General features: G+C 70.2%; 9 protein-coding genes and 1 tRNA gene. 6 read left to right on the top strand and 4 right to left on the bottom strand.

Features of this window, described 5'->3' with window-relative positions:
- Positions 1 to 179: 179 nt before the first annotated feature.
- The 4 genes from AB0D67_RS30170 to AB0D67_RS30155 form a co-directional block, all read right to left on the bottom strand.
- Positions 180 to 5,639 (bottom strand): amino acid adenylation domain-containing protein, encoded by a 5,460-nt coding sequence (locus tag AB0D67_RS30170; protein WP_362943457.1) that lies wholly within the window; start codon positions 5,637 to 5,639, stop codon positions 180 to 182.
- Positions 5,640 to 6,158: 519 nt separating this feature from the next.
- Complete coding sequence (locus tag AB0D67_RS30165; protein ID WP_362943454.1) at positions 6,159 to 7,298, bottom strand: hypothetical protein; 1,140 nt, start codon at positions 7,296 to 7,298, stop codon at positions 6,159 to 6,161.
- A gap of 680 nt (positions 7,299 to 7,978) precedes the next feature.
- Positions 7,979 to 8,749 (bottom strand): helix-turn-helix domain-containing protein, encoded by a 771-nt coding sequence (locus AB0D67_RS30160; RefSeq protein WP_362943451.1) that lies wholly within the window; start codon positions 8,747 to 8,749, stop codon positions 7,979 to 7,981.
- Positions 8,750 to 8,812: 63 nt separating this feature from the next.
- A tRNA-Leu gene (locus AB0D67_RS30155) sits at positions 8,813 to 8,885 on the bottom strand.
- Between the two features lie 127 nt (positions 8,886 to 9,012).
- Between AB0D67_RS30155 and AB0D67_RS30150 the strand changes: the two genes are divergently transcribed.
- From AB0D67_RS30150 to AB0D67_RS30125, 6 genes are all read left to right on the top strand, one after another.
- On the top strand, positions 9,013 to 9,606 hold the full coding sequence (locus AB0D67_RS30150) for a response regulator (protein WP_362943541.1): 594 nt from the start codon (positions 9,013 to 9,015) through the stop codon (positions 9,604 to 9,606).
- A 497-nt stretch (positions 9,607 to 10,103) separates the two neighbouring features.
- Positions 10,104 to 11,273, top strand: a complete 1,170-nt coding sequence (locus AB0D67_RS30145; RefSeq protein ID WP_362943448.1) for a branched-chain amino acid ABC transporter substrate-binding protein — start codon at positions 10,104 to 10,106, stop codon at positions 11,271 to 11,273.
- Between the two features lie 161 nt (positions 11,274 to 11,434).
- Positions 11,435 to 12,403, top strand: coding sequence for a branched-chain amino acid ABC transporter permease (locus tag AB0D67_RS30140; protein ID WP_362943445.1), 969 nt, complete (start codon positions 11,435 to 11,437; stop codon positions 12,401 to 12,403).
- Positions 12,400 to 13,548, top strand: coding sequence for a branched-chain amino acid ABC transporter permease (locus AB0D67_RS30135; protein WP_362943442.1), 1,149 nt, complete (start codon positions 12,400 to 12,402; stop codon positions 13,546 to 13,548). The genes AB0D67_RS30140 and AB0D67_RS30135 overlap by 4 nt, the downstream gene beginning before the upstream one ends.
- An 80-nt stretch (positions 13,549 to 13,628) precedes the next feature.
- Positions 13,629 to 14,369, top strand: coding sequence for an ABC transporter ATP-binding protein (locus AB0D67_RS30130; protein ID WP_362943538.1), 741 nt, complete (start codon positions 13,629 to 13,631; stop codon positions 14,367 to 14,369).
- Positions 14,359 to 15,189 (top strand): ABC transporter ATP-binding protein, encoded by an 831-nt coding sequence (locus AB0D67_RS30125; RefSeq protein ID WP_362943439.1) that lies wholly within the window; start codon positions 14,359 to 14,361, stop codon positions 15,187 to 15,189. Before AB0D67_RS30130 ends, AB0D67_RS30125 begins: the two co-directional genes overlap by 11 nt.
- The last annotated feature ends 117 nt before the right edge of the window (positions 15,190 to 15,306 follow it).

Here is a 15,306-nt window from a genome sequence, read left to right as displayed (position 1 = left end):
CCGGCCCGGCGGTCCTCTCGGGGCCCCTTCGGGATCTCTTCCGGGGCCCTGTTCGGGGATGCGGTCTCTACTCCGGCCTGCTGCTGCGGCTTTCCTCTCCCGCCCCCGCGGCCGGACACGGGGAGCCGGAGGCGGGCGGCCCCGCCGTACGGCATCGGCGTACGGCGGGGCCGCCCGCCTCAGTCAGGTCTGCGGGCCCGCCCCCTCATCCGGTCCCGCCGTACGGCCAGCCGCCGCGCGGCCCGGTCCAGGCCCGGACTGTCGCCCCCGCCGTCCAGATGCGCCGCCAGCGCCCGCACGGTCGGATGACGGAACAGGTCCACCACCGGAACCTCCCGGCCGAGCACCCCCGCCAGCCGCACCTGCACCGCCGCGATCGCCAGCGAATGGCCGCCGATCTCGAAGAAGTTGTCCGTCGCCCGCACCCGGGGGACACCGAGCACGGCCCGCCACACCTCGGCCACCGCCCGCTCCGTCGGACCCGAAGGCTCGGCGCCCGGACCGCCACCCGCACCGCGCCCCGGCCCACCGGCCGCACCGCGCCCCACGACACCGGCCGGACCACCGCCGGAGCCACCGACGGGCCCCTGGGAGCCACCGGAGCCGCCGGGGCCGCCGAGACCACCGGCACCAGCGGCCGGGCCGCCACCGGGACCACCGGCAGGACCGCCGGGCCCGCCTGCCGCGCCGTGACCCCGCTGGTGGCCCCGCCCCGCGGACACCGCCGCCGGACCGGGAACCCGCAGCCGCAACGCGGCACGGTCCACCTTGCCGTTCGGCGTCAACGGCAACGCCGCCAGCACCTCCACCCCGGCCGGCACCGCGTGCTCCGGCAGCACTCCCCACAGATGCTCCAGCAGCCGGGCGGACGACACCCCCGGCCTGACCGGAACGGCGTAGCCGTACAGCACCGCCTCCCGCCCGCCACCGGAACCGGAGCCGCCACCGCCGCCGCCCACCGCCACGACCGCCGCCGACCGCACCGCCGGATGAGCCGCCAGAGCCGCCTCCACCTCGCCCGGTTCCACCCGGAAACCACGCACCTTCACCTGGTCGTCCCGCCGCCCCGCGAGCGTCACCGTCCCGTCCGGGTTCAACCGCCCCAGGTCACCGGTCCGGAAACCCTCCGCCGTGAACCGCGCCCGGGTCAGCTCGGGATCGAGGTAACCGTCCGCGAGGTTGGCACTGCGCACCACCACCTCGCCCAGCTCACCCACCCCCGCCCGGCCACCGTGCCCGGCCAGCACCAGCAGCTCGCTGCCCTCGACCCCCCGCCCGGCCGGCACCGGCTCCGCGCTCTCCACCGCACCGGGCGGAACCTCGTACCACGCGTGCGCCTGCGGCGTCTCCGTCGTGCCGTAGAACGCCACCACCCGCGCGGAGGGCGCCAGACGGCGCAACCGCACCGCGTCGGCGAAGGTGAGACGATCACCTCCCGTCGCGACCAGCCGCACGTCCGGCAGCACCGCGCCCGTCCCGCACAGCATCCGCGCCAGCTGCGGCGTCAGATGCAGCACGGTCACCCGGCGCTCACGCAGCCACCCCGCCAGCCGCAACGGATCACGCACCGTCGCCGCCTCGGGAACGCACAACCGCGCACCCGCCACCAGCGGCACGAACAGGTCCCGCAACGCCGGATCGTGCGCGAGCCCCGACAGCAACGCGAAACGGTCGGCCGGCGACACCGCGAACGTCCCCACGTACCAGTGCGCGAAGTGCGCCAGCGGCCGCTCACCCGTCACCACCGGCTTGGGCTCACCCGTCGTGCCCGACGTCAACGACAGATACCCCCGCACCGGACCCGGCTCCGCCTCCGGCACGTCCGTCTCCGGTACGTCCCCCTCAGGCGACACCGCCGCCCACCCGGCAGGCGGCACGATCTCCCGCAGACCCGCGGGCATCGGCAGATCCGCGTCGTCCGGCACCCCCGGGCAGCGCAGCACCGCCACCGCACCCGCGGCCTCCACCTGACGCGCCAGCACCGCCACCGGATACGCCGGATCGAGGACGACCCACCTCGCCCCGCTCACCAGCACGCCCAGCAGCACACCCGGCAACTCCGGAACCCGCGACGCCAGCACCGCCACCGCCCGCCTCGGCTTCACACCCGCCTCGCGCACCGCCCCGGCCACCCGGTCCCGCAACGACACCAGCGCCGCGCCGTCCAGCACCCGCCCCGAACCCTCCACCACCGCGTCCGCGCGCAACGACTCCGGCAGACCGGGCCCGTCCCACACAGGCGGCGACCCGGACCCCACCGGCTCTCCGTCCGCCGGGTCCGCCGAGTCCTCCGTCGTCCGCGCCATCCGCACCGGCCGATCCGGACGCGCCAGCAGGTCCCTCAGCAGGAAGGCGTAACCCTCCAGAAGGGCCTCCATCCGCGCCGCCGAGAACAGATCCGGGTTGTAGACCAACTGCAGGGCGTAACCCCCGGCGGACTTCGGCCCCGGCCCCGCTTCAGACCCCGGCCCCGGCTCCTCCGCGACGTACAACGTCAGGTCGAACAGCGAACCCGGCAGGCCCGCCGCCAGCGGCTCCGCCGTACATCCCGGCAGGTCCAGCTTCGCCTCCGCGAAGTCGTACATGTTGAACAACACCTGCGTCACCGGGTTCCGCCCCAGATCCCGGGGCACCCGCAACGCCTCCACCACGCGCTCCAGCGGCACGTCCCCCCGCGCCACCACCTCCGCCAGCTCGTCCCGGCACCGCAGCACGGACTCGGCGAAGGAGGCGTCGCCGTCCTGACGCAGCCGCAGCGGCAGCATCCGCACGCACATCCCCACCAGCTCCGCGAACGCCGCGTGCCCCCGATCGGCGTACGGCGTACCGACCAGCAGATCCCGCTCACCGGTCAACCGGGCCACCAGCTCACCGAACGCCGCCAGCAGCACCGGGTACGGCGTCACCCCCAGCTCCGCCGCCAGCCGCCTGACCCGCCCGCCCAGCCCGCCGTCCAGCCCCGCCCGCCGTACGGCGCCGCGGAACGTCTGCACCGGCGGACGCGGCGCGTCCCTCGGCAGATCCAGCACCGTCGGCGCGCCCTCCAGGTGGGCACGCCACCACTCCAGCCCGCCCCCGGCGGCTCCACCCGCGGAAGCCCCGCTCCCGGAGGCGTCGCTCCCGGAAGCCCCACTCCCGGAGGCGTCGCGCTCGGAGTCGCCGCTCCCGGAAGCGCCACCCGCGAGGAGCCCGGCGCCGGAGGCTCCGCCGTCCCGCGCCCGCGCCCACCGCACGTAGTCGCCGAACGAGACCCCCACCGGCTCCAGCGCCCCGCCCCGGTAGGCCACACCCAGATCCCGGAAGAACACATCCTGCGACCAGCCGTCGAACACGATGTGATGCACCGTCACCGCCACCACGTGCTCGTCCGCCGCCAGCCGCACCAGCCTGGCCCGCAACAGCGGCCCCGCCGCCAGGTCGAACCGCTCCCGCGCCTCACGGTCCAGCACCCGCGCCAGCGCCGCCTCCCGCGCGTCCGCCGCGAGACCGGACAGATCCTCCACGGGCAGCGGCACCGGCCCCGCCGGAGCCACCGACACCCGCGGCACACCGTCCTCCGCCGGGACCCGCCACCGCAACGCCTCGTGCCGGGCCGTCACCGCGCCCAGCGCCCGCTCCAGGGCACCCGCGTCCAGCGGCCCCCGCACCCGCTCCGCCATCGCGATGTTGTGCGCGGGAGTGTCCGGCGCCAGCCGCTCCACGAACCACATGCGCCGCTGCGCCGCCGACAGCATCGGCCCCACGGCCGCACCGGCGGCCGGCACGCGCGGCGCACCCGCCACCCTCGCCGCCAGCGCGCCGTACACCCGGGCCGAATGGACGTCCTCGACCGAGATCTCCCGTCCCAGCTCCGCCCTGACCGCCGCCACCAGCCGCATCGCACGCAGCGAATGCCCGCCGGCGGCGAGGAAGTCGTCGTCGGCCTCCGGCGGCGGAGCCTGCAGCACCCGCGACCAGATCGCCGCCAGCCCGCCGTCCCTCCCGGACCCGGCGGACACCGGGCCGTGCGCGGCCCGCAGCGCCCCCAGATCCACCTTCCCCGACGCGTTCAGCGGCAACGCCGCCACCCGCACCACCCTCGTCGGCACCATGTACGGCGGCAGCCGCAACGCGCAATGCTCCCGCAACGCCACCAGATCCGGCGCGTCCAGCGGCGCCACGTACGCCACCAGCTCCCCGGGCGCGTCCACCACCGCCTGAAGCACCCCCGGGTGAGCCCGCACCACCGACTCGACCTCGCCGATCTCCACCCGCTGCCCCTGGACCTTCACCTGCCGGTCCAGCCGCCCCATGAACGCGATCCGGCCGTCCTCCTGCCAGGCCACCCGGTCACCCGTCCGGTACAGCCGCGCCCCCGGCTCCGCCGAGAACGGATCCGGTACGAACCGCTCGGCCGTCAGCCCCGGCCGGCCGAGGTACCCCCGGCTCACCTGCGGGCCGCCGATGTGCAGCTCACCCGGCACCCCCACCGGGCACTCCCGCATCTCCTCGTCCAGCACGTGCGCCCGGCAACCGGCCAGCGGACGGCCGATCGGCAGCGGCCTGTCCCACACCCCCGACAGCTCCGCCCCCACCACGCACACCGTCGTCTCCGTCGGCCCGTACCAGTTGTGGAACCGCGCGTACGCCGACCACCGCGCCACCTGCTCCGGCCCCGGAGGCTCCCCGGCCGTCACCAGATCCCGGAGACACGGCAGCCGCGCCGGATCCACCAGCGGAAGCAGAGCGGGCGGCACGAACCCCCACGTGACCTCGTGCTCCTCCAGGAACCGCTGCAACCGGCCCGGATCCACCCTGTCCTCGTCCGGCACGAGCTGCACGCACCCGCCCGCCGTCAGCGGCGCGAACATGTCGAGCACCGACACGTCGAACCCCAGCGCCGAGAACGCGATCGACCGGCACGAGGCGTCCAGCCCGAAACGCGCCACCGCCGCCGTCACGAACGCCACCGCCGAGGCATGGTCCACCACCACGCCCTTGGGACGGCCCGTCGAACCCGAGGTGTACAGCACGTACGCCGCGTCGCCGGGCCGGGCGTCCCCGGAGACCGGATCCCGATCGACGACCGGAAGCCCGGCGGGGGACGGCTCGGCGGGGGAGGCCACGATGTCGGGAGCGACCAGCGTCCGCCCGCACCCCCGCAACAGGGCACGGCCGTCGTCATCGGCCACGACCACGCCGATCGCCGCGTCCTCGATCACCTCCTGGAGCCTGCGACGCGGATGCCCCGGATCCAGCGGGACATAGGCGCCGCCCGCCAGCATCACGCCGAGCGCAGCCACCGGCATGAGCGGGGTGCGCCGCAGGCACAACCCCACCCGGACCTCAGGGCCGACCCCGAGGGTCCGCAGCCGGGCCGCCAGCGCGGCGGCCGAGGAAAGCAGATCACGGTAGGTGAGAAGGGCGTCCCACTGGCGGACGGCCGGGGCGCCGGGGGAGCGGGCGGCCTGCGCGGCGACGAGATCGCACAGGGTGGTCCGAGGGGAGACATGGGGTGGTCCCGACGTCCACTCGACCGGAACCGGGGTCGCCGGCGGTGCCCCCGCGGACGTTCCCGCGGGCGTCTCCGCCGGAGACGAGACGTGTCGCGTACCTGGCAACGAGGCGGACGAGGGGTCCTCCCGCATCGCTTCGAGCATCCACCCCCCATAGTCCTAAACAGGGGTTTTGCCCCGTAAAGTATTAGCAGCGGTAAGGCACGTTATTCCTATGTTTCCGGGGTAATCCGCGTCAAGAGATGAATCTTCAAGCACGCTCGAATGCCGGTTTCGGCCCCGTGCGAAGACTCCGGCGCTCGCGAACGGCTTGACATAATCGCAGGTCACAGCGGAGTAACGCGGAGAGTCGGGCCGGTCGGCCCCGTGACACCGCCCCACGTCTCACCTGTCGGACACCGAGCGCAGTAGTGGGCTACGAAGAGCAAGTGACCGAAACCCATATTTCGGACATAACCATATTTCGCCATATTTCGGTCTTATGCCCCTGAGGTCCCTCCCGGCCCGCCGACCTCGCCGAACCCCGAACCGCCGGCCGGCAGAGCGAAGGCGGGAAAGACCCATCACGTGCTCGCCGCATATGACACCGCCCGCCGGGGCGAGTCCCCGCCCCCCTGACGGGACTCGCCCCGGCGGACGCCTGGACCGGCGTCCGGCGGACGCTCAGACCGGCGGGCAGTTCTGCGGGCCACCCGAGGCCAGGTCGGCGAGCGAGCAGACCGAGACCTTCGGGTGGTACGGGCCCATCACGGCGGCGGCGGAGGCCGAGTCACCGTCCTCGGGAACGTTCTGGACGGCCTCGGCGAAGTCCTCGTCCACCACCATGTTGCGGAGCAGGACGGTGTGCGCGGCCCTCGGCTGCGTCGTGGAGAACGGCAGGAAGGTCACCCCCGGAATCCTCTCGATCGCCGCGCGCTGCGACTCCCTGCCGATCACGTACGTGTAGTGGCCGCTGGAGTCCAGCACGGTCTCGTCATCGCTGCGGCACCCGTAGCTGACCGCCCCGTTCGGCAGCTTGTTCACCACCACCGGGAGCAGCGGGAAGGTCAGGTTCGTACACATGGACCAGTAGCGCACGTCCTTGTCCGTCCCCGGCCACGGCGAGGGGTGGGAACCGGCGGAGGCACGCGGCGCCCTGCCCCGGACGACGACGACCTCGCGGTCGGCCGGCGGGGGGACGGTCGCGCTGAGGTAGGCGGAGTCCGCGTTCGGGAAGCCGCCGACGCGCCGCGTGTCGAGCTTCACGCGAGCGAACCTCATCGGCTCCGGCTCGGTGAGCGGCGGATCCATGCGGAGCCCTTCGAGCAACGCCGTCTGCTCGTGCGTGGCGGTGTCGGTGCTCTCACACCGGGGCACCGGCTTGGAGACACCGTCGCGCTCGAAGGTGACCGAAGGCAACGGCACCCGCGAGAAGTCACCGTCAGCCGGCAGGTAGGCCCTCAGGAGGACGTAGCCGTCCGCGCCCTCCGCGGTGCCCTCGGGAGCGAGGGGAAGCGTGTTGACCTGACCCGGAGCCGCGTCGGAGCTCACGGTCACCGTGTAACGCCCGCCGGGCTCCGCCTGCTGCCGCCACGGGTTGACACTGCCGGGGTCCGGGTCGATGAGGTGGTCGGGCAGCGACGAGCCGACACCGTTGAACGTGAACGACCCTCCGCCGTCCTTGTAAACGTTGAACGAGGTGTACCGGCTGTCCGCGTACTCACCCGAGAGCCTGATCCGCAGGCGGTCCTGAACCGTGAACGGCAGGACCCAGTACGACGCCGCGGTGTCGGGAAAGAAGACGTTGACGGTGTCCGCGCTCACCCGGAGCTTCCAGGAACAGTCCGGCGTCACCGGCGGTGCGGCGGTCGCGGCGGCGGCCTGCGGGAGCGGAGAAGCGATGAGCGCGCCGACCCCCAGCGCTGCGAACAGCCCTCGAAAACGAAGAGAGCCCCGAGGGCCGGATTTCGTGCTGGTCATGTGAGATGTCCCCCTGTTTGCGATAGGTGTGTTCGACGGCACGGGAAAGCCGGAGGCCTGATGCCGGAACCCCGGTGCCGGATCTTCGGTCCGGAGCGGGGTGAGCCGCTCGCGTACGGCGGGGAGCATGACGCACTTTCTTGGCAGATCTCTGGCACGGCTCACGGCGGGCCTTCGGCATGCCACACGGCGGGCCTTCGGCACGCCCCACGGCGGTCTCCGGCACGGTCTACGGCAGGGACCGCCGTGAGGCTCGGCGAGCCCGGAGCCGACATCGGAAGGACGCTCGCCGGGTCGCGTCGGTAAGCGGGCGGAGAGGGGAGCAGAGGCGGGCGGTCGCACCTCGACGCGCGTTCCGCGGCCATCGACCACGAAGGGTGGGCCGCCCGCTCCCGGGGCGGAGGGCCGGCCGCGCGGCACCGGCCACGTGCGCTCCGGAGCTTCGGTCTTCCAGGGCTTCGGGGCTCCGGCATCTCGAACCACCGGAATCCCGGCCGCCCGGACACCGCCTCAGTGCTTCAGCCTCAGTACTTCGGCCCCACGAACTCGTCCAGTCGCGCGACGGCCTCCCGCCTGGCGACGGAGATGGTGTTTGGCTTCGAATAGCGCCACTTCACATCGAGGAGATCGAGCGCCTCCTCGCACAGCCGGAGGATGTCCCGCGACTCGTTGACGAAGAGGTAGCGGGGGTATTCGTAGTAACGCGTCTCGTTGCCAGACTTCCCCTTCACCCTGTTGACCAGACGGCAGCCATCGGAATGCATGAGGCCCCGGACGAGGCTGCCGGGATTCGCGTCGACGATCTGCTGCTGCCACTCTTCCAGCTTGATCAGCCGATCCTGCTTCTTCCCCGGGCCATGCTGTGGGAAGAGGTGAGGCCAGTGCTTGGAGAAAGAGTTGATCTCCGTGCAGCCCTGACGGGAGAGCCTGCGTACCTTGTTGTCGGGCCTGACGGCGAGAAGCGCCTCGGCGCATTCCTCTTGGAGCCCGGGCCAGGAATCTGCGCATATGATGCGTAACGACCAGACGCCTTTAGTCTTATCGCCGATTGGGCTGATATAGCCGTCCCCAAGGTAAAGGCCCAGAAGATAGGCGTACGCTTCGCGTGGTTCAGGAAGCGTAGGGACCGCCTCGCATCGGGGGCAGGAGGCCACTTTCATAGTGGGGCGGTCTGGATCGTCTCGCCAGCCTTTGACGGTGGAACGTGAGATGCCGGTCTGGCGACTGATCGCGCTGATCGTCTCTCCTGTCTCCAGGAGTTGGCGCACTCTTTCACGTACCGTGATGCTGTACATACCCACAGTGTTCCATCTGGGTACGACAAAACCCTCCGACTGCCTGAGTCGGAGGGTTTTCTGTGCCCCGAGTGGGATTCGAACCCACACTACACGCTGTTTGAGAGCGCTCTCTCTGCCGTTGGAGTACCGGGGCGTCCCGCTATGTCCGGATTGTTTGTGCGGCTCGTCAGCTTACTCGGAAACGAACAAACCGTGAGTACCGGCGTGGTCCCAATCTAGCGGACGTCGGTACCCTCTTGCTCGTGAGTACGCAGCGGCGAGTGGTGATCGCGGAAGACGAGGCCCTGATCCGCCTCGATCTCAAGGAGATGCTGGAAGAGGACGGTTACGCCGTGGTCGCCGAGGCGGCGGACGGTGAGGCCGCGGTGCAGCTGGCGGCTGAGCATCGGCCGGATCTGGTGATCTTGGATGTGAAGATGCCGGTGCTGGACGGTATCTCGGCGGCGGAGCAGATCGTGGCGCGGCGGATCGCGCCGTGTTTGATTCTGACGGCGTTCTCGCAGCGGGATCTGGTGGAGCGTGCGCGGGACGCGGGGGCGATGGCGTATCTGGTGAAGCCGTTCACGAAGTCGGATCTGGTGCCGGCGATCGAGATGGCGGTGAGCCGGCATGAGGAGATCGCGGCGCTGGAGCGTGAGGTCGGGACGCTGTCGGATCGGCTGGAGACGCGGAAGTTGGTGGAGCGGGCGAAGGGGTTGCTGATGGCGCAGCATGGCTGGTCCGAGCCGCAGGCGTTCCGGTGGATTCAGAAGGCGTCGATGGATCGGCGGTTGAGCATGCGTCAGGTGGCGCAGGTCGTGGTCGATGGTGTGTCTCAGGGGGTGGGGGAGGAGTCGGGGGCGTCGGAGGGTTGATCCGCCTGTGGTGGGTTCGCGGGTGGGGTGGTCGTCGTCGCGGGTGCCGGATGCGGGTCCGGGTCTGAGCTCGGGTCCGGGTCCGGGTCCGGGTCCGGGTCCGGCTCCAGGCCCGAGTCCGGGTGCCGGGTCTGTGTTCTGCTGTCGGGTCCGGGCGCCAGGTGTCGGTTTCGGGGTGTGTTCGTAGGTCGTGGGGCCTGTGTGTCTTCCGGTTTCGGGGGGTGGGCGGGCCTTTCGCGTGCTCGGGGTGATCTTCTGGTGGGGTGGCGAGCCGGGGTGACCTTTGCTTTTGCCTGGTAGCCGTAAAGGATCGGTGTAATAACGAAACGGTTACGGAGGCGCTTCCTGTATCGACCCGTGACATGGGCTGGCTGTACTAACCGTCAACAACCCCCTGGCCACTCCGTCAGGGAGGGCATCTGTGAACCCGGTCCCGACACGGGGGTCCGGGCGAAAGGAAGGCAACTTTGCGGCCTAGGACTGCTCGCCTCGGTGGAGTGCTCGCTGCCGGTCTGGCGCTCTCTCTCGGTCTCGCTGCCTGTGGTGACGGTGGCTCGAGCGCGGAGCCTTCGGAGGGCGGCTCCGGCGCGGCCTCCGGCTCGGTCAAGATCGGTTTCATGGGCGACCTGACCGGACCGAACTCCGGCATCGTCATTCCGCCGAAGAACGGCGCGAAGCTCGTGTTCGATGAGTACAACAAGACGAACCCGGCGACGAAGATCGAGCTGGTGGAGTACGACAGCCAGGGTGACGGCTCCAAGGCCGTCGGTCTGGCTCAGCAGGCGATCAAGAACGACAAGGTCGTGGGCATGATCGGCCCGGCCTTCTCGGGTGAGTCGGCGCAGGTGGGCCCGGTGCTGGAGGAGGCGCAGCTGCCCAGCGTCACGGCGTCGGCGACGAACACGAAGCTGGCTGCGAACGGCTGGAAGTACTGGCACCGCATCCTTCCGAACGACAGCGTTCAGGGTCCGGGTATCGCGGACTTCATGGCTGGTGCGGCGGCGTCGAAGAACGCGTTCGTGATCGACGACAAGTCGGACTACGGCAAGCCGCTGGCCGACGCGGTGAAGGCGCAGCTGGAGACCAAGGGTGTGAAGGTCACCACCGACTCGCTGGACCCGCAGGAGAGTGACTTCTCCTCGGTGGTGAACAAGGTCGCGGCGACCAAGCCGGATGCGATCTTCTTCGGTGGTTACTACGCGGCGGGCGGCAACCTGCTGAAGCAGCTGCGTGACAAGGGTGTGAAGGACGCGAAGTTCTTCTCCGGTGACGGTTCGCTGGACAAGGGCCTGATCGACGGCGCCGGTGCGCCGAACGCCGAGGGCGCGCTGGTGGGCTGCCCGTGCTACATCGCCACGGCGGATGTGACGGACGAGAAGGTGAAGAAGTTCGCGGACGCCTACAAGGCGGCTTACAGCGCTGACCCGGCGATCTACGCGGCGGAGGGTTACGACGCGGCGTCGGTCTTCGTGGAGGCGGTGAAGGCGGGCAACACCACCCCGGACAAGATCAACGAGTTCCTCAAGACCGTTGATCTGGCGGGTGTCTCCAAGCAGGTGAAGTTCGGGGACAACGGTGAGGTCGTGGCCAAGGACATCTACATGTATCAGGTGAAGGACGGCGCGATCACGCTGCTGGGCAAGGCGACCGAGGCGAAGCTGGGCTAGCGCCGGCGGACGAGAAGAGTAGGTAGTCGACGTGCGGGGAGCGGGAGCGCCGAAGTGCGGTCCCGCTCCTCTTGTGCGTCCGGCCGGGTTCACGAGGCCCGGGCCGGTGACGTGGGCTACCGGCAGTGCAGGCGACCCCCGCTGGAAGTGGTAACCCCCAAGTGTTCAGTGACTTCATCAATCAGTTCTGGCCGGCGTCGATCGACGGTCTGGCCTTCGGTTCGATTTATGCTTTGATCGCGCTGGGCTACACGATGGTGTACGGCGTGCTGCGGTTGATCAATTTCGCGCACTCCGAAGTGTTCATGATCGGTACGTTCGGCGCGATGTTCGTCCCGTTCACGTTGGGCATCGACTCGGCGCTCACGGGCGTCGCGCTGGTGGGTGTGATCCTGGCGATGGTCGTGGCGGGCATGCTGGCGTCGGCGGGTACGGCGATCGCGCTGGAGCAGGTGGCCTACAAGCCGCTGCGTAAGCGTGGTGCGTCGCGGCTGGCGGCGCTGATCTCGGCGATCGGTGCTTCGATCTTTCTCCAGGAGTTGTTCGCCCTGGTGGTGATTCCGGGGGTGTTCAACCGTCCGGAGCGGGGCCGTATCCAGATGGGTCTGCCCCGGTTGATGGAGCGGTCGGAGCTTTTCTCGATCGCGGGTCACACGGTGCGGGTGGACCAGGTGGTGGTGATCGTCGCGGCGGTCGCCATGATGGTCGCGCTGGATTCGCTGGTGAACCGGACGAAGATCGGCCGTGGTATCCGTGCGACCGCGCAGAATCCGGAGGCGGCCACCCTGATGGGGGTGGACATCAACAACGTCGTCCGGATGACGTTCCTGATCGGCGGCGCGATGGCGGGTGTGGCCGGCGCGCTTTATTTGATCTCGTATGAGAACACGAATTACTACATCGGGTTCCTTTTCGGTATCAAGGCGTTCACCGCGGCGGTGCTGGGAGGTATCGGCAACCTGCGTGGTGCGCTGGTCGGCGGGATCGTGCTGGGTCTGGTGGAGAACTACGGTGCGATCCTCGTCGGTTCCGACTGGAAGCACGTGATCTCCTTCACGATCCTGATCCTGGTCCTGATGTTCCGTCCCACCGGAATCCTCGGTGAATCACTCCAGCAGGCGCGCGCATGAACAAGCAGACTTCCTCGGCGGGTTTCCGCCATCAGTTGAGCCACTTCGGTGACGTCGTGCACGACCGCTGGCTGCGGGCGCCGGGCTGGCAGCGGTGGATCGTGTATCTGCTGCTGATCGTCGCCGCGGTGTTGCTGCCGTCGGAGAGCATCGGCGCGTTCATGTCGCCCGGCACGGACTGGGCGACGATCCTGTTCTTCCCGATCGGCACGTACGTGGTGCTGGCGATCGGCCTGAACGTGGTGGTGGGCCAGGCGGGCCTGCTGGACCTGGGCTTCGTCGCGTTCTACGCGGTGGGCGGCTACGCGATGGCGTTGCTGGGCACCAGGATGGGCTGGGACTTCTGGGTGATCCTGGTGGTGGGCATCGGGATCTGTGCCCTGTCGGGCGTCACGCTGGGCGCTCCGACGCTGCGGCTGCGCGGTGACTATCTGGCGATCGTCACGCTGGGCTTCGGTGAGATCATCCGGATCACGGCTCGTAACACCGATTCGATCGGTGGCCCGACGGGCATCAGCGGCATCCCGCATCCGCCGAACCTCAGTGACACCTTCGAGTTGTTCGGCGTCAAGGTCTTCAAGTACGGCGTGCTGGATCCGAGGCCGTACTACTACCTGCTGGTGGCGCTGGCGGTCGTCGTGATCATTCTGGTGAAGCGGTGGGAGAAGAGCCGGGTCGGGCGTGCGTGGGCGGCGATCCGTGAGGACGAGGACGCGGCCGAGGTGATGGGCGTGCCGACGTTCCGGTTCAAGATGCTGGCGTTCGCGATCGGCGCGTCGATCGGCGGTGCGATGGGTGTGCTGTGGGCGGCGAAGTCGGTGTCGCTGAACCCGAACGACTTCCTGTTCCTGCTGTCGGCGACGATTCTGGCGGCGGTGGTCATGGGCGGCGCGGGCAACCTGCCGGGCGTGATGCTGGGGGCGTTCGTGGTGGCGTGGCTGCCGGAGCGTTTCCGGGAGCTGAAGGACTACCGCATGCTGATCTTCGGTGCGGTGCTCGTGGCGTTGATGATCTTCCGTCCGGAGGGGCTGCTGCCGTCTCGGCAGCGTAAGGCGGAGCTGAAGGAGGGCTCCGGCGGGATGGGGACGCTCGGCGCCGAGGTGCCCGGGCCGGAGTCGCATGGTGAGGAGGTGGCCTCCAGGTGAGCACCGAGGTGAGCACTGGGGCGAACGCGGAGGCGGGCCGGGAGGGCCGTCGCGCGCTGCTGGAGCTGCGGGGCCTGACGATGCGGTTCGGCGGCGTCACGGCGCTGAAGGACGTGAACCTGACGGTCGGTGAGGGGGAGATCTTCGCCCTGATCGGCCCGAACGGCGCGGGCAAGACGACGGTCTTCAACGTGGTGACCGGGGTGTACCGGCCCACGGAGGGTCAGGTGCTGTTCGGGGGTGAGAGGATCAGCGGCCTCAAGCGCTTCAAGATCACGAAGCGTGGGGTCGCCCGGACGTTCCAGAACATCCGCCTGTTCCACAACATGACGGCGCTGGAGAACGTGATGGTGGGCTCCGACGTCCACCACCGCGCGGGCATGGTCAGTGTGGCGCTGGGCCTGCCGTGGCACCGGCAGGCCGAGCGGGAGGGCCGGGCGCTGGCGATGGAGCTGCTCGACTTCGTCGGGGTCTCCCATCGGGCGCACGACTACGCCAAGAACCTGCCCTACGGTGACCAGCGGCGGCTGGAGATCGCCCGCGCGCTGGCGACGGACCCGAAGCTGCTGCTGCTGGACGAGCCGGCCGCGGGCATGAACCCGGCGGAGAAGATAGCGCTGCAGCAGCTGATCCGGGACATCCGGGACGCCGGCCGGACGATTCTGATCATCGAGCACGACATGAGCCTCATCATGGGCATCAGCGACCGCATCGCGGTGCTGGACTTCGGCCAGAAGATCGCCGACGGGCTGCCGGATGAGGTGCGGAACGACCCCCGGGTCGTCGAGGCGTATTTGGGGGCTCCCGCAGATGCTTCTTGAGGTCAAGGACATCCACGTCCACTACGGCAAGATCGAGGCTCTCAAGGGCATCTCGGTCGAGGTGAACGAGGGCGAGATCGTCACGCTCATCGGGGCGAACGGGGCGGGCAAGACCACGACCCTGAAGACGATCTCGGGCCTGCGGGGCCTGACGTCGGGCAGCGTCGTCTTCGACGGCAAGGACATCTCCAGGATGCCGGGCCACAAGCGGGTCGCGGCGGGCCTGGGGCAGGCCCCCGAGGGCCGCGGCGTCTTCCCCGGCATGACGGTGCACGACAACCTGCTGATGGGCGCCTACACCCGCTCGGGTGACTTCTCCGCGGACCTGAAGGAGGTCTACGAGCTGTTCACCCGGTTGGCGGAGCGCCGCAACCAGATGGCGGGCACGATGTCCGGCGGTGAGCAGCAGATGCTCGCGATCGGCCGCGCGCTGATGGCCAAGCCGAAGGTGCTGCTGCTGGACGAGCCGTCGATGGGCCTGGCGCCGCTGATGGTCCAGCAGATCTTCTCCATCATCGAGGAGATCAACCGCCGGGGCACCACGGTGCTGCTGGTGGAGCAGAACGCCCAGCAGGCGCTGAAGCTGGCGCACCGGGCGTATGTGCTGGAGACCGGGAAGGTGGTCAAGAGCGCGCCCGCGGCCGATCTGCTGAACGACCCGGCGGTGCAGGCCGCCTACCTCGGTGGCGGCCTGGGGCACGACGCGGCGGAGGAGCCGGCCGTGTCCGGGGGGCCGGCGGCGGAGGAGCGGGCCGTGCCCGAGCGGACGTCCGGGGAGCCGGTCGTGCCCGGGGAGCGGCGCGACGCGCCGGAGGCGTGACGTCCCGCCGGGCCCGCGGTGCGGGCCCGGCCGTGGCTCGCTGACCCCCGGAGGTCTTCCGGGGGTCAGACATCCCTGGATGTGGAATGTCAAGCCGCAAGGTCCTGTTGCCGATGT

The organism is Streptosporangium sp. NPDC048047 (assembly GCF_040653115.1).
GTDB lineage: Bacteria > Actinomycetota > Actinomycetes > Streptosporangiales > Streptosporangiaceae > Streptosporangium.
This window is presented reverse-complemented; position numbering and strand designations above follow the sequence as displayed.

Bases quoted from the DNA above. Each gene is read 5' to 3' on its own strand.
- AB0D67_RS30170 (WP_362943457.1), bottom strand. From the start codon at position 5,639: ATGCTCGAAGCGATGCGGGAGGACCCCTCGTCCGCCTCGTTGCCAGGT.
- AB0D67_RS30130 (WP_362943538.1), top strand. From the start codon at position 13,629: ATGCGGTTCGGCGGCGTCACGGCGCTGAAGGACGTGAACCTGACGGTC.
- AB0D67_RS30125 (WP_362943439.1), top strand. From the start codon at position 14,359: ATGCTTCTTGAGGTCAAGGACATCCACGTCCACTACGGCAAGATCGAG.
- AB0D67_RS30135 (WP_362943442.1), top strand. From the start codon at position 12,400: ATGAACAAGCAGACTTCCTCGGCGGGTTTCCGCCATCAGTTGAGCCAC.
- AB0D67_RS30160 (WP_362943451.1), bottom strand. From the start codon at position 8,749: ATGTACAGCATCACGGTACGTGAAAGAGTGCGCCAACTCCTGGAGACA.